This window comes from Brevundimonas sp. (genome assembly GCF_035626535.1).
Classification (GTDB): domain Bacteria; phylum Pseudomonadota; class Alphaproteobacteria; order Caulobacterales; family Caulobacteraceae; genus Brevundimonas.
In genome coordinates this window covers 1-19,296 of sequence record NZ_DASPNO010000013.1, presented here as the reverse complement: position 1 = coordinate 19,296, position 19,296 = coordinate 1, and the positions used below count along the sequence as shown (strand labels likewise).

Sequence of the window (19,296 nt, the reverse complement as noted above, 5' to 3'; positions counted from 1 at the left end):
GAGCGATCGATGGCCTACAAATCCCTGCGCGACTTCATCGCCATGCTGGAAGCCGCCGGCGAGCTGGTGCGCGTGTCGGAGCCCGTCTCCACCCATCTGGAGATGACCGAGATCCAGACCCGGCTGCTGCGCAACGGCGGCCCGGCGGTGCTCTTCGAGAACCCGGTCATGCCCGACGGCTCGATCAGCCCCATCCCCTGCCTCGCCAACCTGTTCGGCACGGTGAAGCGCGTCGCCATGGGCGTGACCCTGGACAAGAAGGCCCGCACCACCGCCGGCGAACTGCGCGAGGTCGGCGAACTGCTTGCCTTCCTGCGCAACCCGACCCCGCCGCGCGGCCTCGGCGACGCCATGGAAATGCTGCCCCTGGCCCAGACGGTGATGTCGATGCGGCCCAAGGCAGTGAAGTCCGCGCCGGTCCAGCAGGTGGTGCTCAGAGGCGACCAGATCGATCTGACGGCGTTGCCGGTGCAGGGCTGCTGGCCCGGCGAGCCCGCCCCCCTGATCACCTGGGGCCTGGTCGTCACCAAGGGGCCGTCAGACTCCGCTGAGGACGATTTCAACCTCGGCATCTACCGGATGCAGGTGCTCGGCAAGGACCAGGCGATCATGCGCTGGCTGGCGCACCGCGGCGGGGCCCAGCACTACGCCCGGCACAAGAAGGCCGGGAAGAAGGAGCCCCTGCCCTGCGCCGTCGTGCTCGGCGCCGATCCGGGCACCATCCTCGCCGCCGTCACTCCGGTGCCCGACACCCTCAGCGAATACCAGTTCGCCGGCCTGCTTCGCGGGGCCAAGGCCGAGCTGGTCCCCTGCAAGACCGTGCCGCTGATGGTCCCGGCCCAGGCCGAGATCGTGCTGGAGGGCCACGTCCTGCTCGACGAGCACGCGCCGGAGGGCCCCTACGGCGACCACACCGGCTACTACAACTCCGTCGAGACCTTTCCGGTCTTCCAGGTCAGCGCGATCACCATGCGCCGCGATCCGATCTATCTGACCACCTTCACCGGCCGCCCGCCGGACGAACCCTCGGTGCTGGGCGAGGCGCTCAACGAGGTCTTCATCCCCCTGCTGCGCGCCCAGTTTCCCGAGATCACCGACTTCTGGTTGCCGCCCGAGGGCTGCAGCTACCGTATCGCCGTGGTGTCGATGAAGAAGGCCTACCCCGGCCACGCCAAGCGGGTGATGCTCGGCGTCTGGAGCTATCTGCGCCAGTTCATGTACACCAAGTGGGTCATCGTCGTGGACGACGACATCGACGCCCGCGACTGGAAACAGGTGATGTGGGCCATCTCCACCAAGATGGACCCGGCGCGCGACATCACCCTGATCGAGAACACCCCGATCGACTATCTCGACTTCGCCAGCCCCGAGAGCGGCCTCGGCTCCAAGATCGGACTCGACGCCACCGACAAATGGCCGCCCGAGACGAAAAGGGAGTGGGGCGAGGAGATCCGCATGGACGCCGCCGTCGTCGATCGGGTGTCGGAGATGTGGGCCACGCTCGGATTGCCCGGTGACGGAACGCCGATCTGGAAATAGGTGCGTCCCAGAACGGCGACTCCTCCTGAGCGGACATATCCGGCTTCGCCGTTTCCATCGCGAAATGTGTCGAAAAAGCGCTTTCCCGTGACAGAACTGTAATACACAATGGGGTCGTCCTTCCCGGAGAACGCTCCACCATGAAACGTACCCTCGTCGCCGCCCTTGCCCTGGCCGTCGCCATGCCTGCCATGAGCCTGCCCGTCGGCCCCGCCGACGCCCAGGTCCTGACGGGCCGGAGCGCGCCGCGCCGGCCGGCGCCGCGCCCGCGTCTCAGTGAGGCCGAACTGAACCGCCTCGCCGAGGCCGAGGATCTGATCTTCGAGATCGACGGCGAGATCGCCGACATCCAGGCCGCCGCCGAGACTGCCGGCGGACTGACCGAGGCCCAGCAGGCCCAGCTCGACGCCCTGACCCGCCGTCGCGAGGAAGCCCAGCGCACGGTCGACCGCCTCGAGGCCAAGCGGAACCGCTAGCCCTCACGCCCGGTAAAGCGCCGCCAGCCGTTCGGCCGTGCGGCGCATTTCAGCCCGCAGCGCCGCCGGCGCCATGACTTCGGCTTCCGCGCCCAGGCGCAGGAAGTCGACCGCGGCGTGTTCGAGCGATTCGATGGGCACGACGACCTCGGTCCAGCCGTCGGCGCCGGCCTCCGCCTCGCCCGCGATCCGCGCCTGCTCGACCCCCAGCTTCGCCAGCCGCCGGCGGCCCTCGCCCGATATCCTCAGCGTGGCCTTGTCGGTGAAGAGTTCCGCCTCAAACCGGCGCGACGCCTCCGCCCACCATTTGGCGAGGTCGAAGTCCTCCGGCCGCTCGAATCCCGCCTCGCCGACGGTCAGGCTGAGGATGTTGGAGACCCGATAGGTCCGGGGTTCCCGCCGCCCCTCCACGGCCCGCGCCGCCAGGTACCAGAAGCCGCCTTTCAGGATAAGGCCGAGCGGCTCCAGCGCCCGCTCCACCTCGCCCTTCCAGCTCTCGTAGCTGACCACGATGCGCCGGCAGTTCCACACCGCCCGGGCGAGAACGGGCAGGTGGTCGGCCTCGTCCGGATGCTGGTACCAGCCGAGCGGATCGAGATGGAACCGCCCCGCCAGCCGTTCCGCGGCCGCCTGCCGCTCCGGAGGCAGGGCCGCCAGCAGCTTCAGCTGCATGGTGGTGACCGCGCCGGAAAGTCCCATCTGGGCCGCCGGCCCCGACAGCCCGCCGAGGAACAGCGTCTCGGCCTCAGCGTCCGTCAGCCCGGTCAGCCGGGTGCGGTACCCGTCCAGCAGCTGATATCCGCCGGCCCGTCCGCGGTCGGCGTAGACCGGGGCGCCTGCGGCGCTGAGCTCGTCGATATCGCGGTAGATGGTCCGCGCCGACACCTCGAACTCCGCCGCCAGGGCCTCGGCCGTCATCCGCCCCCGGGTCTGGAGCAGCAACAGGATCGAGAGGAGTCGACTGGCGCGCATTTTTCGATCGTAGCCGATAAATCCTGACATAAGGTGTCAGTTTACAGTGGCTATCTCTCGCGGCCGGCAATCCCGCCGTCCCTCAGAGGCTCGCCATGACCGCCCTGCCCGTCGAACCCGACCCCGCCGCCGTCCACGATTTCGATTTCCTGTTCGGCCGCTGGAGCGTCCAACACCGCAGGCTGAAGAGCCGGGGAGCCGGCAGCCACGACTGGGACGCCTTCGCCGGTACGGCCTTCACCGAGGCCCGCATGGGCGGGATCAGCAATATCGAGCAGCACGACTGCCCCGCCCGCGGCTGGCGCGGGGTGGCCCTGCGGACTCTCGACCTCGCCAGCGGCGACTGGTCGATCTACTGGATCAGCGACCGTGACGGCCGGCTCTCCCCGCCGGTGGTCGGCCGATTCCACGACGACGGCTGCCGCCTCGAAGGCCCGGACGTCGACGGCGGCCGCCGGATCCTCGCCCGCTACGAATGGTCCCGCATTGCCTCGGGCGCGCCGCGCTGGGAGCAGCATTTCTCCTACGACGATGGAGAGACCTGGGAGCTGAACTGGGTGATGGACTTCACGCGGGCGGCGGCGTGACCGGCCCCGCCATCGTCGAGCTGCGCCAGTACACCCTGCGTCCCGGCCGGCGCAACGTCCTGATCGATCTGTTCGAACGGGAATTCGTCGAGAGTCAGGAGGCGGCGGGCATGACGCTGATCGGCCAGTTCCGCGACCTCGACGATCCGGACCGCTTCGTCTGGCTGCGCGGCTTTCCGGACATGGAGTCCCGCCGCCGCTCGCTGGAGGCCTTCTACGACGGCCCGGCCTGGCAGGCCCACCGGGCGGCGGCGAACGAAACCATGATCGATTCCGACAATGTCCTGCTGCTGAAGCCGCTGGACGAAACCTCCGGCTTCAGCCCGGGCGAGCGGGAATCACGCGGAGCTTTGCGCTCCGGACAGGGCCGGATCATCGCCGGCGTCCACGCCTTCGACGGTCCCGACGATCCCCTGTTCCGGCGGTTGGCGGGCGATGCGGTCCCCGCGCTGCGGAAGGCCGGCGCGCGGTCGGTCGCGACCCTGGTCACCGACAGCAGCCCGAACACCTTCCCCCGGCTGCCGGTGCGCGAGGGCGAGCCGGTGCTGGTCTGGTTCGCGGCCTTCGCCGATCCGGACGCCGCCGACGCCGTCCCTGACCTCTTCACGGAGCGGTCGATCCAGCGCCTGCGTCTTGAACCCACGGTCCGATCGCGCCTGCATGGATAAGCCGCGCCTATGGATAAGCCTCGCCTTGCGGGGTTGCCTCCGGCGGACGGACGGCGGATGAGGGGAGCCATGCGCTCCACCCTGATCCTCGCCGCGCTCGCGGCCCTCGTCTCGAGTCCCGTCATGTCCCAGTCCGCGTCCCCGTCCGTTCCCAACGCCGCGCCCTGGGACCAGTCCTTCCTGCCGCCCGCCCCGCAGTGGGACGGGGCCAGCCGGGCCCTGCTGCGCGACGCCTCGGATCCGTGGGTGACACCGTTCGAGGCCGATCCGGCGCATGACTTCAGCCCGACCTACGCCGACACCCGGGCATGGTTCGACCGGCTCGACGCCGCCTCGGACCTGATCCGCATCGAGCAGTTCGGCGTCTCGCCCGAGGGCCGGCCCATCTACGCTGTCATCGCCTCTAGGGACGGCGCCTCGTTCGACCCGTCCAAGCCCGTGCTGCTGGCCCAGGCCGGCATCCACCCGGGCGAGATCGACGGCAAGGACGCGGGCATGATGCTGCTCCGCGACATCGCCTTCCACGGCAAGTCGGACCTGCTCGACCGCGCCAACCTGATCCTGATCCCGATCCTGTCGGTCGACGGCCACGAGCGTGCCTCGGCTTACAGCCGCCCGAACCAGCGCGGGCCTCGCATCCAGGGCTGGCGCAACACGGCCACCAACCAGAACCTCAACCGCGACTACCTGAAGCTGGACCAGCCCGAGATGCGGGCGGTGCGGGGGCTGATCCTCAAGTATCGGCCAGACCTCTACGTCGACATCCACGTCACCGACGGCATGGATTACCAGTACGACGTCACCTACGGGTACAACGGCGAGAACGGCATCTGGTCGCGCTCGCCCGCGACCGCGGCCTGGCTGGACTCCGCCTTCAAGCCGGCCATGAACGCCGCGCTCGAGGCCCAGGGCCATATCCCCGGAGAACTGGTCTTCGGTATCGGCGACGACCCGAAAGCGGGTCTGTCCGACGGCGGCCTCGGCGAGCGCTTCTCCAACGGCTGGGGTTCCGCCGCCCACGTGCCGACCATCCTGATCGAGAACCACAGCCTCAAGCCGCACGAGCAGCGCGTGCTCGGGACCTATGTCTTCCTCGAACAGGCGCTGCGCCTGCTCGCCTCCGAAGGTCCTGACCTGCGCGCCGCCATCGCCGCCGACAGCGCCCTGCGTCCCGCGGAAATTCCGGCCAATTTCGTCCAGGACGAGCAGCCGTCCGCGACCCGCGCCTTCAAGGGCATCCGATACGAGATGTACGACAGCCCGGCCTCGGGCCGACAGGAGATCCGCTGGCTCGGCGAGCCCGATCCCGAGCTGTGGCAAATGCCGTTCTACTCCTCGCACCCGACCCTGACCCTGCGCCGCCCCGAGGCCTACTGGGTGCCGTCGTACCGCTCCGACATCATCGAGCGCCTGCGCATCCACGGCATCGCCATGGAGATGCTGGACGCCCCGCGAACCGTCTCCGTCGAGATGCTGCGCCTCGACGATCCGAAGCTGGGCGCCCGGCCCAACGAGGGCCATGTGCCGGTCACCGTCACCTCGGTCACTCCCGAGCGCCGCGACTGGACCTTCCCCACGGGCTCGGTCCGCGTGCCGACCGACCAGCCGCTCGGCGATGTCGTCGTGCTGCTGCTGGAGCCGCAGTCATCCGAAAGCTTCTTCGCCTGGGGCCTGTTCCCCGAGGTGCTCAGCCGTGTCGAGTATATCGAGGGCTATGCTATCGCCCCGCTGGCCGAGCGCATGATGGCGGCCGATCCCGCCCTCAAGGCCGAGTTCGAGGCGAAGCTCGCCGCCGAGCCTGAGTTCGCGGCGAACGGCGACGCACGATTGCAGTGGTTCTACGAGCGAACTCCGTTCTATGATGACCGCTACCGGCTCTATCCGGTGGGGCGCGAGAACTGACCATGCTCGAGATGACCGCTCTTCACGCCGCCGGCTTCTGGAGCGGTCTTCTCATTCTCGTACTGATCGTGCTGTCGGTCCGCGTCGTGATGACCCGCCGGCGCCAGCGGATCATTCTCGGCGATGGCGGCGACGAGGTGATGATCGTCGCCGCGCGGCGCTTCGGCAACGCCGCCGAATACACCCCTGTCGCCATCGCCGCCCTTGTCCTGCTGGCGCTCCTCGGCTGGCAGGCGTGGATCATCCACCTGATCGGGGCCGCCTTCTTCGTCGGCCGGGTGGTCCATCCGCTGGGCCTGGCCTTCGGCAAGGGGCCGCCGCCGGCGCGCGTCATTGGCATGACCCTGACCTGGTTGCCGCTGGTCGCGGCCGCCGCCCTCCTGATCGCCTGCCCGCTCGTGGGCATGGCTCCGGCCTGAGCCCGGTTGCACCGGCCGGGCCGCCCGGCCATATCGGGGCATGCCCGACAGTCCGCCGTCCTCCGCCTCCCCCGACATCCTGTCCGATCTGGTCGCCGCCGCGCTGAAGACCGGCGCCCACGCCGCCGAAGCCGTCTCTGCCGAGCGCGCCGCCCTCTCCATCGGCGTCCGCAACGGCGAGCTGGAGGATGTCGAGCGCGAGGAGAGCCGCGATCTCGGCCTGCGCGTCTTCATCGGCCGGCGTCAGGCCACCGTCTCCGCCTCTGACCTGTCCGCCGCCACCCGCGCCCGGCTCGTCGAGCGCGCCGTGGCCATGGCCAGGCTCGCCCCCGAGGACCCCTACGCAGGTCTGGCGCCCCAGGAGCGGCTCGCCCGCCGTCCGTTCGCCGACCTCGACCTGTTCGACCCCTCCGAACGCAGCGCCGCCGAACTGGAGGCCGTCGCCGCCGAGGCCGAGGCCGTCGCCTTGGCCGTGCCCGGCGTCGTCCGCTCGGAGGGCGGCCACGCCTCGACCTCGACCAGCCGCTGGCGGTTGGTCACCTCGCACGGCTTCGACGGCGCCTGGCAAGGTTCGGCCTTCTCGCTCGGCGTCGGCGTCATCGCCGAGAAGGACGGCGCCATGGAACGCGGCGGCGAGAACCGCGCCGCCCGTCACCAGTCCGACCTGCCGTCTCCCGCCGACATCGGCGCCGAGGCCGGCCGCCGCGCCGTCGCCCGCACCGGCCCGCGCAAGATCGCGTCGACCACCGCGCCGGTGATCTTCGAGAACCGCCTCGCCATGCAGGTGCTGTCGCCGCTGATCGGCGCCATCTCCGGGCCGTCAATCGCCCGCGGCACCTCCTTCCTCAAGGACCGGCTCGGCCGGCCAGTGCTGCCGAAGGGTGTCAGCCTGATCGACGATCCGTTCCGGTCGCGGGGCCTCGGCTCCACCCCGTTCGACGACGAGGGCGTGGCGGTGAGCCGACAGTCCATCATCGACGACGGCGTGCTGACCACCTGGCTGCTCAACACGGCCGCCGCCGCCCAGCTGGGCATGGCCTCGACAGGTCACGCCTCGCGCGGCCTCGCCGGCCCGCCCGGCGTCTCGACCCACAGCCTGCATCTGGAGCCGGGCGATCGCGATCTCGACGGCCTGATGTCCGACGCCGGGAGCGGGCTTCTGGTCACCGCGATGTTCGGGCCCTCCCTGAACGGCAACACCGGCGACTGGTCGGCCGGGGTGTCCGGCTTCTGGTTCGAGAACGGCGCCGTCGCCTACCCCGTCAGCGAGGTCACCGTGGCCGGCAAGCTGACCGACCTTTACGCCCGGCTTCAGCGCGGCTCCGACCTCGAGTTCCGCGGCGCCAACAACAGCCCGTCCCTGATGTTCGACGCGGTCGCCATCGCCGGCAAATGAGCGATCCCGTTCCCGATCTGGCGGCCGACCTCGAGCTGATCCGCGCCGCCGCCCTCGCCGCCGGCGAACTGGCCTTGGCCGAGCGCGAGGCCGGGCTGAAGATCTGGTCCAAGTCCGGCGGCTCTCCCGTCACCTCCGCCGACGTCGCCGTCGACCGCCTGCTCCGCGACGTGCTGCTGACCGCCCGCACCGATCACGGCTGGCTGTCCGAGGAGACCGCCGACACCCCCGGGCGCCTGTCCGCCCGGCGCATCTTCGTGGTCGACCCGATCGACGGCACCGTCGCCTACATGAAGGGCAAGCCGTGGTGGTGTATTCCCATCGCCCTCGTCGAGAACGGCCGCCCGGTCGCCGCCGTCATCCACGCCCCCGCCCTGGGCGAAACCTTCACCGCCGTGCTCGGCGGCGGCGCCTTCCTGAACGGCCGCCTGATCACCGCCTCCGACACCACCGATCTCGACGACGCCTCGGTGCTGGCCGACGCCCGGCTGATGGAGGGTCCGCACTGGCCCGAGCCGTGGCCGGCCATGCGCTTCGAGAAGCGCAACGCCATCGCCTACCGCATGGCCCTGGTCGCGGCGGGCGCCTTCGACGCCGCCATCGCCCTGACGCCGAAGTGGGACTGGGACGTCTGCGCCGGGGCCCTGATCGTCGAGGAGGCCGGAGGCAGGGTCAGCGACCACCACGGGGGCGCCTGGCGCTTCAACCAGCCCGATCCGCGCCAGGCCAGCCTGATCTGCAGCGCCCCGGCCCTTCACCCGTTGATCGTGCGCCGCACAGCGCCTATTCCGCTTGCGCCCCGCTAGTTCAATTCCGACCGGACGCCCATGACCCAGCCCGCCGACGCCGACGCCCCGCAGCTGCTGCACCTCGTCATCGGCGGCGAACTGCGCCACCTCGACGCCCCGGTGTTCCGCGACCTGTCGAAGGTGGAGTTCGTCGGCGCCTTCCCGAACTACGCCGAGGCCCGCAAGGCGTGGAAGGCCCGGGCGCAGGCGACGGTGGACAACGCCCACATGCGCTATTTCATCCTGCACGCCCACCGCCTGATCGATCCGCGCGGCGATACGCACGAGCACTGACGGGAACTCCCTCCCCGGCTGGCCGCTTTCGGCCTATACTGTCACGCCTCCCGGGAGAGACCCATGCTGACCCCCGCCCTCATCGTTCTGGCCCTGCTGGTGCTGGGCGCCGGCATCGTCATCTGGGCCACGCGCCGCAAGCCCGACCATCCGACCGCCGGGCCCCGCGAGACCGATACCGCCTGGAACGATCCCATCACCCCCGGCGAGGTTCCGACCCCGCGCGAGACCTTCACCCACGAGGACGCGCCATCGGCGGCGTCGCAGGAACCCCGCCCTTGAGCCTGTTCGGCCGCACCCTCGGCGGCGAGGAAATCGCCAGCCTCGTCTTCATGCTGATGGCGCTGGTCATCTGGATCGCGGCCTGGCGCGGCGAACGCGATTGGGGGCGCTGGTTCAAGCGCTGGGAAGCCGACCGCAAGGGGCGCCGCGAGGCCGAACTCGCTGCCGAGCAGGGCGGCGACAGCCCGCCACCCCCGTCCGAGGCGCCGCGCGGCCCCTGGGGCTGAGCCCTACTCCCGCTTCAGCAACCGCTCGGTCAGAAGCGTTCCCCACCACTGCGCCTTGAACTCGGCCCGGATCGCCTTCGGGTCGTAGGCGTCGCTGTCGATCCAGTCGATGAAGCTGACCCCGGTCGGCTCCACCTCCTTCAGGTATTTCTCCAGCGTGTAGTCGAGCACCCCGGTCAGGCCCTCGCGGTGGTGCAGGTATTTCTTGTCCAGCTGCCGGATGGCCTCCGAGATCGGCTCGCCGAGATGGAAATGCCGATACAGCACCGCCATCATCCCGGCCCGGTCCGCCCCCGACTTGCAGTGGATCAGCACCGGATACTCGATGGTCCGGAACAGCTCCCGCGCCCGGTGGATGCGGTCCCGCTGCGGCGGATCGCGTGAATCCAGCGGCGCGTCGATCAGGGTCAGCCCCAGCCGCTCGCAGGCGTCCTTCTCCAGCGCATACCAGGCCTCGTCCCGCGCCCCACGCAGGTTGATGACCGTCTTGACGCCCCGCGCTTTCCATCCCGCCAGCTGCCGCGGCGACGGCTGGTTGGTCCGCACCAGATCCGGCCCCAGCCAGTGCGCGTTCGAGAACCACCGCCGCAGAAAGGCGTGGTCCTTCCACACATAGTCCCAGTGCGCCCTGAACCGGCCGGCGCGGGTGGAGAGGTCGTAGCGGGACATATTCTGCCAAATAGAGCGAGCCGGGCTTCGACGCCATGCCTTCACACGGCTGTCCGGAGGGGTGGAACCCGTTTCCGTTCCGTGCTTTTTCGCCCGGGGTGAGCGGCGCGATTGCGCTTGAGGCGGAATCGGATGCCGAACGAGAGTGAGTTGCCGACATTGGAGCGACCTTCGCTCGCGGAAGAAGTCGACGCTCTACAGATCATCAATGAGACCGGCGCGCTGATCGCCTCGCAGCTCGATCTCGAGAAGGTCGTGCGTGCGGTGGTGGACGCCGGCGTTCAGCTCACCGGGGCCGAATTCGGGGCGTTCTTCTACAACGTGCTCGACGAGAACGGCGAGGCTCTGCTCCTCTACGCCCTGTCCGGCGCCGAGCCGGAAGCCTTCGCCGCCTATCCTCACCCACGCGCCACGCCCGTATTCGCGCCAACCTTCCATGGCGAAGGCGTGGTCCGTTCGGACGACATCACGCGCGACCCCAGATACGGCAAGCTGGGACCCCATTATGGTATGCCCGCCGGACACTTGCCGGTGCGCAGCTACCTCGCGGTTCCAGTGGTTTCGCGGTCGGGTGAAGTAATAGGCGGGCTTTTCTTCGGCCACGCCGAACCGGGCAGATTCGAGCCCTATCATGAGCGGGTCATGATCGGCATCGCCGCCCAGGCGGCGATCTCCATCGACAACTCGCGACTGTACGACCAGGCCCGCGCCGAGCTCACGAGAAGGCGCACCGCGGAGCAGTCCCTCCGTGAAACCGATCGGCGCCTGAAGGCGGTGCTCGACAACGCCACCGTAGCCATCTTCCTGATGGATGAGCGTCAGCACTGTATCTACATGAACGCCGCGGCCGAGGCTCTTACGGGCTATCGTCTCGAAGAAACGACCGGCCGGCCGCTCCACGACGTAATCCACCACAAGCGGCCGGATGGCTCGCACTTTCCCATCGACGAGTGCGCGATCGACCGCGCCTTGCCTGAGAACAACCGCCAGCAGGGCGAGGAAGTCTTCGTGCACCGGAGCGGGCGCTTCTATCCCGTCGCCTTCACGGCCAGTCCCGTGCGCGACGAGGCGGGCGTGACCATCGGCACCGTCATCGAGGTGCGGGACATCACCCAGGAGAAGCGGGACGAAGAGACCCGGACGCTGCTCATGCGCGAGGTCGACCACCGCGCCCGCAACGCGCTGGCCGTGGTTCAGTCGCTCGTCCGGCTCACGGCCGCGCCGGATCTGCAGTCCTACAGAGAGGTTCTGCTCGGCCGGATCAGCGCACTGGCGCGGGCCCAGGGTAATCTCGCCGAACGAAAATGGGAGGGCGCGGCCCTGCACGACATCGTCTGTGAAGAGCTGCTCGCCCTGTGTCCGAGGGAAAGCTTCTCCGTCGAAGGACCGGACGTGCAGCTCAACCCGGATCAGGCCCAACCCGCCAGCATGATCATCCATGAACTGGCCACCAACGCCTTCAAGCACGGCGGCCTCAGCCAACCGGGCGGCCGCGTCGATGTCGCCTGGTCGGTCATCGGCGGCGAGGTGCATCTGGAATGGCGGGAGAGCGGCGGCCCCGAAGTCCGTGAACCTGACCATCGCGGCTTCGGATCGCGTCTCATCCATCAGCTGGCCCAACAGGCCGGCGCCACGATTTCCAAGATCTGGGACCCGGCCGGCCTGAAGGCGCGCATCCAGTTCCGCATCCACTGAGCGAGAACCTGCTCCCCGCTTGACTTCCCTCCCGTCCCGTCCGACCTCGGACCGATGACGACGCCCGCCCCCGCCGACGAGAAGGAGCCGCTGCGCCCGCTGCTGGCGCGCATCTGGCGCGACTACCTCTCGCACCACCGGACGCCGCTGTTCCTGTCGATCCTGTGCGCGGCGATCGTCGGCGTCATGGCCGCCACCGTGCTGCAGCTGCTCGAGCCGGCCATCGACGGCCTGTTCCTCGGCAAGCCGGTGACCATCTGGGGCGTCTTCACCGTCCCGCCCGGTCAGGCCCTGACCGCCATCCCGCTGATCATCGTCGGCGCCGGCCTGATTTGGACCGCCGCCGCCCTCGGCCAGGCGGCGCTGGTCAACCGCCTCGGCCACGGCATCGTCGGCGACATCCAGGTGCGGCTGTTCGGCTCGATGATCCGCGCCGACCTCGCCCGCCTGCGCAGCCAGCACTCCGGCGGCTTCGTCTCCTCGGTGCTGTTCGACGCCAATCTGGTGCGCGAGGCCTTCACCAACGGCGTGGTCAACTACACCCAGCACGCCCTGACCCTGATCGCGGTCCTCGCCTATATGGCCTGGACCGACTGGCGGCTGACCGCCATCGTCTTCCTCGGCGCCCCGATCATCGCCTTCGTCATCCGACGCTTCGGCAAGCGGATGCGCAAGGCCACCACCGGAGCCATGGTTGAGACCTCCAACCTCTCCACCGCCCTGATGGAGAACCTCGACGGCGTCCGCCTGATCAAGATCGAAAACCGCGAGGCGGCCGAGGAGGCCCGCGTCGGCGAGGTCGTCGCCCGCCGCCAGCGCCACGTCATCAAGTCCGCCGACTCCCGCGCCTTCGCCGGACCCTTCTCCAACCTGGTGGCCATGTTCGTGGTCGCGGCCGTCATGGCCTACGCCGGCTGGCAGGCCCGTCAGGGTGGCATGACCGTCGGCGCCTTCGCCGCCTACATCGGCCTGCTGATGGCCGCCGGCCAGTCGCTGCGCCAGGTGACCAACCTGCAGACCGTCATGGCCGAGGGTCTGACCGCCGCGCGGCGCCTGTTCGGCGCCCTCGACATCCAGCCCGAGATCCGCGAGGCCCCCGACGCCGCGCCCCTGCCCGAGGGGCCGGTCACCGTCGCGCTCGACCGCGTCAGCTTCGCCTACGCGCCTGCGGGAGGCGGCGGCGCCCCGACGCTGTCCGATGTCTCCCTGACCGTCGCCCCCGGCGAGACCGTCGCCCTCGTCGGCCCATCGGGCGGCGGCAAGAGCACCATCCTCAGCCTGCTGCCGCGCTTCTACGACGTCACCGCCGGCGCCGTGACCGTCAATGGCCGCGACGTGCGCGAACTCAAGCTGCACGACCTCCGTTCGCGTATCGCCCTCGTCACCCAGGAGCCCTTCCTGTTCGACGACACCCTCGCCGCCAACATCAGCTATGGCCGCCCCGGCGCCTCGCAGGCCGAGATCGAGGCCGCGGCCGCCGCCGCCGCCGCCCACGACTTCATCACCGCCCTGCCCGAGGGCTACCAGACCCGCGCCGGCGAGGCCGGCCTGCGCCTGTCGGGCGGTCAGCGCCAGCGCATCGCCATCGCCCGCGCCTTTCTCAAGGACGCCCCCATCCTGCTGCTCGACGAGGCCACCTCGGCCCTCGACACCGAGAGCGAGGCGCTGGTCCAGGCCGCGCTCGAGCGGCTGATGAAAGGCCGCGCCACCCTGATGATCGCCCACCGGCTGTCGACCGTCCGCAACGCCGACCGCATCTACGTCGTCGAGGCCGGCCGCATCGTCGAGACCGGGTCCCACGCCCAACTGGTCCGCAAGGGCGGTCTCTACGCCCGCCTCGCCCGCCAGCAGTCGTTGGACGGCGAGCCCGTCACCGTCGCCGCCGTCACATGAGACCCCTCCGCAATCCCGTCATCCAGAGCACCCTCGCCTGGTGCCTCGCCCGCTGGATGCGCTTCTGTTACGCGACGATCCGCTGGGAGCACCGCAATCAGGAACTGGCCGAGGCGGTCTGGAAACAGGGCGGCGGCGTCCTCGTGGTGTTCTGGCACTCGCGCACCTCCCTCGCCCCCTACAGCTGGCCGCTCGACCGGGCCCAGCCGGTCAAGGGCGTGATCTCACGCAGCGTCGACGGAGAGTTCGTCGCCAAGGCCGTGGCCCAGCTCGGCATCCCGGCCGTGCGCGGCTCTTCTTCCAACAAGGACAAGGCCGACCGCGACAAGGGCGGGACCCAGGCCCTGCGCGATGGCCTGCGCCAGCTCAAGGTCGGCGGGCTCGCCATCACCCCCGACGGCCCCCGCGGCCCGGTGCGCAGCATGGCCGAAGGCCTGCCGCTGATGGCGAAACTGTCGAAGGCGCCCGTCCTGTTTCTCGGCCTGTCCTGTAACCCCGCCATCCGCCTGAACAGCTGGGACCGCTCCCTGCTGCCCCTGCCCTTCGGCAAGGGCGCCGTGATCTGGGACCGCGCCGACTTCCCCGAGGGCGCGGACCTCGCCGAGGTCGCCGCCGACTGGACCGAACGCACCACCGCCGTCGAGGCCGAGGCCGACGCCCTCACCGGGCTGGAGCGCATCTGAGGTGAGCATCGCCCTGATCGCATACCGGCTTCTGACCCGCCTGTTCGAGCCGCTCGCGCCGCGCCTGCTCGACGCCCGCGCCAAACAGGGCAAGGAGGACCCGGCCCGCGTCGACGAGCGCCTCGGGATCGCCTCCGTCCCCCGCCCCGCCGGCGACCTCGTCTGGCTGCATGGCGTCAGCGTCGGCGAGACCCTGTCCCTGCTGCCGGTCATCGAGCGCCTCCGCGACAAGCGTCCCGACGTAACCGTGCTGGTCACCTCCGGCACCCTGACCTCGGCCACCCTGCTGGCCCGGCGCCTGCCGGTCGGGGTGCTCCACCAGTTCGCCCCCATCGACACGCCCGGAGCCGTCCGCGCCTTCCTCGACCATTGGCGGCCGGCCGCGGCTGTCTTCGTCGAGAGCGAGCTGTGGCCCAACCTGATCCTTGAGGCCCGCCGCCGCGGCGTGAAACTTGTCCTCGCCAGCGCCCGCATCACCGAAAAGACCGCTGACGGCTGGCGCCGCTTCCCCGCCGCCGCCCGCGAGATCGTCTCGGCCTTTGACCGCGTCCTGCCCCAGGACGAGGCCTCCGCCGCCCGGCTGGAATCCCTCGGCGCCCGCATCGACGGTCACGTGAACCTCAAGCTGGCCGGCGCGGCGCCGCCGCACGATCCGGGGGCCTTCACCCGCCTCAGCGCCGCCATCGGCGACCGGCCGGTGGTCGTCGCCGCCAGCACCCACGACGGCGAGGAGATCGCCCTCGTCCGCGCCCTCGACAAGCTGGCCGACCGCCTGTGCCTGATCCTCGTGCCGCGTCATCCAGAGCGCAGCGCCGCCATCGCCGCCGCCCTGCAGCGCGACGGCTACCGCTTCGCCCTCCGCTCCGCGGGCCGCGAGCCCGACCGCGACACCGATCTCTACGTCGCCGACACCCTCGGCGAGATGGGCCTGTTCCTGCGCCTCGCCGACGTCGTGGTCATGGGCGGCAGCTTCTCCGCCGCGCTGGAGAAGCCCCCCGTCGGCGGCCACAATCCGCTCGAGCCCGCCCGTCTCGGCAAGCCCGCCGTCACCGGCCCGGACATGTCGAACTGGGCCGCCGTCACCGACGCCCTTGTCGCTGCGGGCGGGCTGACGGTGGTGGATGCGCCGTGGGACCTCCCCGCCGTCCTCGCCCCGCTGCTCGCCGACGACCAGGCCGCAAAGGCCATGGGCGAGCGCGGCCGCCGCGCCGCCGCCGAGGCCGGCTCCGGCCTCGACCGTCTGTGGGACGCCCTGACGCCGCTGCTCCCGCCCGCGCCGCCGCGGGGGAGCCGGTGAAGCTCAACACCCCCCGCTGGTGGTACGACCGAGAGCGCCGGCACGCGCCCATGGCCCGCCTGCTGCTCAAGCCGGCGTCGTGGATATGGGCCGCCGCCACCGCCCATCGCCTCGCCCGGGCCACGCCGGTCGACCCGGGCATCCCGGTCATCTCGATCGGCAACCTGACCGTCGGCGGCTCCGGCAAGACCCCCGTCGCCCGCGAGGTGCTGCGCCTGCTCCATGAGACAGGGGTCGACGCCCACGCCCTGTCGCGCGGCTACGGCGGCTCGCTGGAGGGCCCGGTCCGCGTCGATCCCGCCGTCCACACCGCGGCCGACGTGGGCGACGAACCGCTGATGCTGGCCCTCGACAGCCCCGCCTGGATCGCCCGCGACCGCGTCGCCGGGGCCAAGGCCGCCGCCGCGGCTGGAGCACAGGCGCTGGTCCTCGACGACGCCCACCAGAACCCGTCCCTGAAGAAGACGCTCAGCCTCGTCGTTGTTGACGGCGAGACGCGCGACGACGAATGGCCCTTCGGCGACGGCTCCGTCTTCCCGTCGGGGCCCATGCGCGAACCCCTGCAGGCCGGTCTCGCCCGAGCCGACGCCGTCGTGATCCTGCTCCCCGCCGACGCTCCCGCCGCGGACCCCGAACTGGTCGCGACCTTCGGCGCCCTGCCGGTCTTCATCGCCCGCCTCGAGCCTGCGGCCGCGCCGCCGCCCGGGCCGCTGCTCGGCTTCGCCGGCATCGCCAAGCCGTGGAAGGTCGAGCGTTCGCTGAAGGCCGCCGGCGCTGACCTCGTCGACTTCGCTCCCTTTCCCGATCACGCCGCCTTCCCCGACCGGGACCTGCGCTTTCTCGCCGACCGCGCCGCGCAGTTCGGCGCCCGCCTGATCACCACCGAAAAGGACTGGTCCCGCCTCCCGCCTGACTGGCGTGCGCGGGTCGTCAGCTGGCCGGTAAAAACCACGCTCGAGGACGAGACGGGGTTCAGAGAGCTTCTGCTCAGGCGTCACCTCTCCATCGGCGTAGGCCGATGGGGAGGACAGATCGGCGCGCCAGCGGCGATCAGGAGGGGGCGGCGCAGACCGATGTGAATTCGCGCCGGACTCCCTTGCCGCCTGCGCCGCCCCCTCCTGACCACTGACGCGGTCTGTCCTCCCCATTCGCCGTCGCTCATGGGGAGGTGAACGTCACTCCGCCCGGTAAACCACCCCGCCCCGCATCACGAACCGCACGCGCTCCAGCTCGGTCACATCGCCCAGCGGGTCCCCCGTCACCGCGATCAGGTCCGCCGGCATGCCCGGCGCGATCCGCCCTGCCTCGGCTTCGATCTTCAGGTGCGCCGCCGCATTCACGGTCGCCGTCTGGATCGCCTCCAGCGGCGTCAGGCCGGCCCGCACCAGCAGGGCGAACTCGCCGGCGTTGTCGCCATGCGCCGACACCCCGCTGTCGGTCCCGAAGGCTATACGCACCCCGCCGTCATGCGCCCGCCCGGCCATGGCCAGCATCAGAGGCCCGGCCTGCAGCGCCTTGGCGGTCTGGGCGGGTGTGAAGAAATTTTCCGGCCCCGAGGCGATCCGCGCGACATAATCACCGGCCATCAGGGTCGGCACCAGATAGACCCCCTCGCGCCGCATCAGCCGGATCGACTCGGCGTCCAGATAGGTGCCGTGCTCGATCGAGTCGCCGCCGGCCCGCAGGAAGCTGTTGATCCCGTCGGCCCCGTGCGCGTGCGCCGTCACCTGACGGCCCATCCGGTGCGCCGCCCCGACGATGGCCGCCAGCTCCTCGTCCGAGAACTGCTGCCCCAGCCCCGCGGCCGTGTTCGACAGCACCCCGCCGGTGGCGGTGATCTTGATGATGTCCGCGCCCGACCGTACCTGCAGGCGGACCGCCCGCATGCAGTCCTCGGCGCCCGAGCAGACGCTTTCGGACGACAGCAGGTGCATGACGTCCTCGCGGTAGCCGTTGATGTCGCCATGGCCGCCGTGGATCGACACCGACTGGCCCGAGGCGATCACCCGCGGCCCCGGCACGTCGCCCCGCCGAATGGCGTCGCGCAGGGCGAACACCGCCTCGTTGGCGCCGCCCAGATCGGCCACCGTCGTGAACCCCGCCATCAGGGTCCGCCGGGCGTAGCGCGCCCCGATCATGGCCTGTTCGGCGTTGGACTGCGTGACCTCTTCCAGCCGCCCGTTCGGGTTCTGCTGCCCGGTCAGATGCACGTGGCTGTCGATCAGCCCGGGGAGTACGAACGAGTCGCGCAGGTCGACGATCCGACCCTCCCCGACAAAGCCGTCGCGCACCTCGACGACCTGGTTCCCCCTGATCACGAGAGTTTTATCGCGTTGCACAACCCCGCTCGACGGATCAGCCAAAAGCCGCCCCACTTGCACGAACGTGGTTCCCTCGGTTGGGGAAAGCGGCGCGACGGCGGGCGTTTGCGCCGCGGCCGCGCCCGACAGGAACATGGCGGTCGCCGCCAACAGCGATGTGATCGACTTCACGAAACCCTCCCCAAACGGCTTCTTCACCTTAGACGCCCAACGCTTCGCGCCAAGGCTCAGGTTGCTACGGGCGACATCATTTGAAACAACCCGTGACTTCTTGAACGTGCGAGGGGCGTCGCATGCAGTTGGCGAGACGTGGATTCATTCTGGGCGGTGCGGCGCTTGTGTCGGGGTGCGCCACCGCGGCGGCCCGTCCGGTCGCCACCCTGGCCGGAGTGCAGGTCCCGCCGGCGCCGGTCATCCAGGTCGAGCGCGCGCCCCAGGCCATCACCTCGCAGCTGAACTCCACCCGCCCGCTCGATCCGCGCGGCTCGGTGCGCAAGGAACTGATGGACCGGGCGCTGGCTGCGCTCGACATCCACCGCGGCAAGATCACCAATCGCGACCGCATGTATCTGGTCGACTTCCAGAAATTCTCCGGCGACGAGCGGCTCTACGAGGTCGACCTGCACGGCGGCGCCGTCACCCTGATGCGCACCACCCACGGCCGCGGCTCGGACCCGGCCCACACCGGCTTCGCCCGGCAGTTCTCCAACACCCCCGACAGCTACATGTCGTCGGTCGGCGCCTACGCCACCGCCGGGGCCAGTCACGGCGCCCAGCAGGGTCCGAACGTCCTGCTCGACGGGCTGGAATACACCAACAACCTGGCCCGCGAGCGCGCCATCATCGTCCACGGCGCCGACTACGCCGACCCGGCCTTCCTGGCCCGCGAGGGCAAGCTGGGCCGCAGCTACGGCTGCTTCTCCGTCGCCCGCCACGACCTGCCCGTCCTGCGCGAACGCATGGGCGAGGGCCGCCTGCTGTTCGCTTGGGCCTGAGCCGCCGCGCGGCGGTCGGGCCCGACCCTTCCCGCCCCTCGTAGAGGACCGCTCAGAACTCCTCCCATCCGTCTTCGGAGGCGACGGGCTGGAGCTTGCGGGCGGCGCCGCCGCGTCCGACGGTCTTCATGGTGGTGACGGTGCGGTGGGTCGGGCGCGGGGCGGCGACGCGGGCCGGAGCGGCGACGGCGCC

Annotated in this window: 19 protein-coding genes and 1 pseudogene; 17 read left to right on the top strand and 3 right to left on the bottom strand. The window is 70.5% G+C overall.

Going from position 1 to position 19,296, the window contains the following annotated elements; genetic code table 11:
- Positions 1 to 9 precede the first annotated feature (9 nt).
- Positions 10 to 1,539, top strand: a complete 1,530-nt coding sequence (locus VEC04_RS01175) for a UbiD family decarboxylase (protein WP_324773001.1) — start codon at positions 10 to 12, stop codon at positions 1,537 to 1,539.
- A gap of 140 nt (positions 1,540 to 1,679) precedes the next feature.
- Complete coding sequence (locus VEC04_RS01170; protein ID WP_324773000.1) at positions 1,680 to 2,015, top strand: hypothetical protein; 336 nt, start codon at positions 1,680 to 1,682, stop codon at positions 2,013 to 2,015.
- A 3-nt stretch (positions 2,016 to 2,018) separates the two neighbouring features.
- Here VEC04_RS01170 and VEC04_RS01165 read toward each other — a convergent pair whose 3' ends face one another.
- Complete coding sequence (locus VEC04_RS01165) at positions 2,019 to 2,987, bottom strand: helix-turn-helix transcriptional regulator (RefSeq protein WP_324772998.1); 969 nt, start codon at positions 2,985 to 2,987, stop codon at positions 2,019 to 2,021.
- A gap of 95 nt (positions 2,988 to 3,082) precedes the next feature.
- Between VEC04_RS01165 and VEC04_RS01160 the strand changes: the two genes are divergently transcribed.
- The 9 genes from VEC04_RS01160 (at position 3,083) to VEC04_RS01120 (ending at position 9,550) form a co-directional block, all read left to right on the top strand.
- Positions 3,083 to 3,574: a DUF1579 domain-containing protein gene (locus VEC04_RS01160; protein ID WP_324772995.1), complete on the top strand. Its 492-nt coding sequence runs from the start codon at positions 3,083 to 3,085 to the stop codon at positions 3,572 to 3,574.
- The gene (locus VEC04_RS01155; protein ID WP_324772993.1) at positions 3,571 to 4,242 is read left to right on the top strand and encodes an NIPSNAP family protein; all 672 of its coding nucleotides are present in this window, start codon (positions 3,571 to 3,573) and stop codon (positions 4,240 to 4,242) included. The genes VEC04_RS01160 and VEC04_RS01155 overlap by 4 nt, the downstream gene beginning before the upstream one ends.
- 69 nt (positions 4,243 to 4,311) lie before the next feature.
- Positions 4,312 to 6,144, top strand: a complete 1,833-nt coding sequence (locus VEC04_RS01150) for a M14 family metallopeptidase (RefSeq protein WP_324772991.1) — start codon at positions 4,312 to 4,314, stop codon at positions 6,142 to 6,144.
- A gap of 2 nt (positions 6,145 to 6,146) precedes the next feature.
- Positions 6,147 to 6,563 (top strand): MAPEG family protein, encoded by a 417-nt coding sequence (locus VEC04_RS01145; protein ID WP_324772989.1) that lies wholly within the window; start codon positions 6,147 to 6,149, stop codon positions 6,561 to 6,563.
- 40 nt (positions 6,564 to 6,603) lie between these two features.
- The gene (locus VEC04_RS01140; protein ID WP_324772987.1) at positions 6,604 to 7,959 is read left to right on the top strand and encodes a TldD/PmbA family protein; all 1,356 of its coding nucleotides are present in this window, start codon (positions 6,604 to 6,606) and stop codon (positions 7,957 to 7,959) included.
- Complete coding sequence (locus VEC04_RS01135; RefSeq protein WP_324772985.1) at positions 7,956 to 8,765, top strand: 3'(2'),5'-bisphosphate nucleotidase CysQ; 810 nt, start codon at positions 7,956 to 7,958, stop codon at positions 8,763 to 8,765. The genes VEC04_RS01140 and VEC04_RS01135 overlap by 4 nt, the downstream gene beginning before the upstream one ends.
- A 21-nt stretch (positions 8,766 to 8,786) precedes the next feature.
- Positions 8,787 to 9,041 (top strand): DUF4170 domain-containing protein, encoded by a 255-nt coding sequence (locus tag VEC04_RS01130; protein WP_324772982.1) that lies wholly within the window; start codon positions 8,787 to 8,789, stop codon positions 9,039 to 9,041.
- A 63-nt stretch (positions 9,042 to 9,104) separates the two neighbouring features.
- On the top strand, positions 9,105 to 9,323 hold the full coding sequence (locus tag VEC04_RS01125; RefSeq protein ID WP_324772980.1) for a hypothetical protein: 219 nt from the start codon (positions 9,105 to 9,107) through the stop codon (positions 9,321 to 9,323).
- Complete coding sequence (locus VEC04_RS01120) at positions 9,320 to 9,550, top strand: hypothetical protein (RefSeq protein ID WP_324772978.1); 231 nt, start codon at positions 9,320 to 9,322, stop codon at positions 9,548 to 9,550. The genes VEC04_RS01125 and VEC04_RS01120 overlap by 4 nt, the downstream gene beginning before the upstream one ends.
- A 3-nt stretch (positions 9,551 to 9,553) precedes the next feature.
- On the opposite strand, the gene VEC04_RS01115 is transcribed toward VEC04_RS01120, so the two are convergent.
- A complete protein-coding gene (locus VEC04_RS01115) occupies positions 9,554 to 10,219 on the bottom strand; it encodes a fused DSP-PTPase phosphatase/NAD kinase-like protein (protein WP_324772976.1) in 666 nt (221 codons plus the stop codon).
- A 132-nt stretch (positions 10,220 to 10,351) separates the two neighbouring features.
- Here VEC04_RS01115 and VEC04_RS01110 point away from each other — a divergent pair, with 132 nt between their 5' ends.
- The 5 genes and pseudogenes from VEC04_RS01110 to lpxK form a co-directional block, all read left to right on the top strand.
- Entirely contained in the window at positions 10,352 to 11,914 is a 1,563-nt protein-coding gene (locus VEC04_RS01110) for a sensor histidine kinase (RefSeq protein ID WP_324772974.1), read from the top strand.
- A gap of 54 nt (positions 11,915 to 11,968) precedes the next feature.
- Complete coding sequence (locus VEC04_RS01105; protein ID WP_324772972.1) at positions 11,969 to 13,807, top strand: ABC transporter ATP-binding protein; 1,839 nt, start codon at positions 11,969 to 11,971, stop codon at positions 13,805 to 13,807.
- Positions 13,804 to 14,490 carry a lysophospholipid acyltransferase family protein gene (locus VEC04_RS01100; RefSeq protein WP_324772970.1) on the top strand — a complete coding sequence of 229 codons (687 nt, stop codon included), beginning with the start codon at positions 13,804 to 13,806 and terminating at the stop codon, positions 14,488 to 14,490. The genes VEC04_RS01105 and VEC04_RS01100 overlap by 4 nt, the downstream gene beginning before the upstream one ends.
- A 1-nt stretch (position 14,491) precedes the next feature.
- A complete protein-coding gene (locus VEC04_RS01095) occupies positions 14,492 to 15,787 on the top strand; it encodes a 3-deoxy-D-manno-octulosonic acid transferase (protein ID WP_324772968.1) in 1,296 nt (431 codons plus the stop codon).
- Positions 15,784 to 16,773 (top strand): annotated as a pseudogene (lpxK, locus tag VEC04_RS01090) (tetraacyldisaccharide 4'-kinase); the annotation flags it as partial. The gene VEC04_RS01095 and the pseudogene lpxK, both read left to right, overlap by 4 nt.
- A gap of 189 nt (positions 16,774 to 16,962) precedes the next feature.
- Here the strand turns inward: lpxK and VEC04_RS01085 are convergent.
- On the bottom strand, positions 16,963 to 18,243 hold the full coding sequence (locus tag VEC04_RS01085; RefSeq protein WP_324773072.1) for a metal-dependent hydrolase family protein: 1,281 nt from the start codon (positions 18,241 to 18,243) through the stop codon (positions 16,963 to 16,965).
- Between the two features lie 158 nt (positions 18,244 to 18,401).
- Here VEC04_RS01085 and VEC04_RS01080 point away from each other — a divergent pair, with 158 nt between their 5' ends.
- Entirely contained in the window at positions 18,402 to 19,103 is a 702-nt protein-coding gene (locus VEC04_RS01080) for a murein L,D-transpeptidase catalytic domain-containing protein (RefSeq protein ID WP_324772966.1), read from the top strand.
- Positions 19,104 to 19,296: the final 193 nt, after the last annotated feature.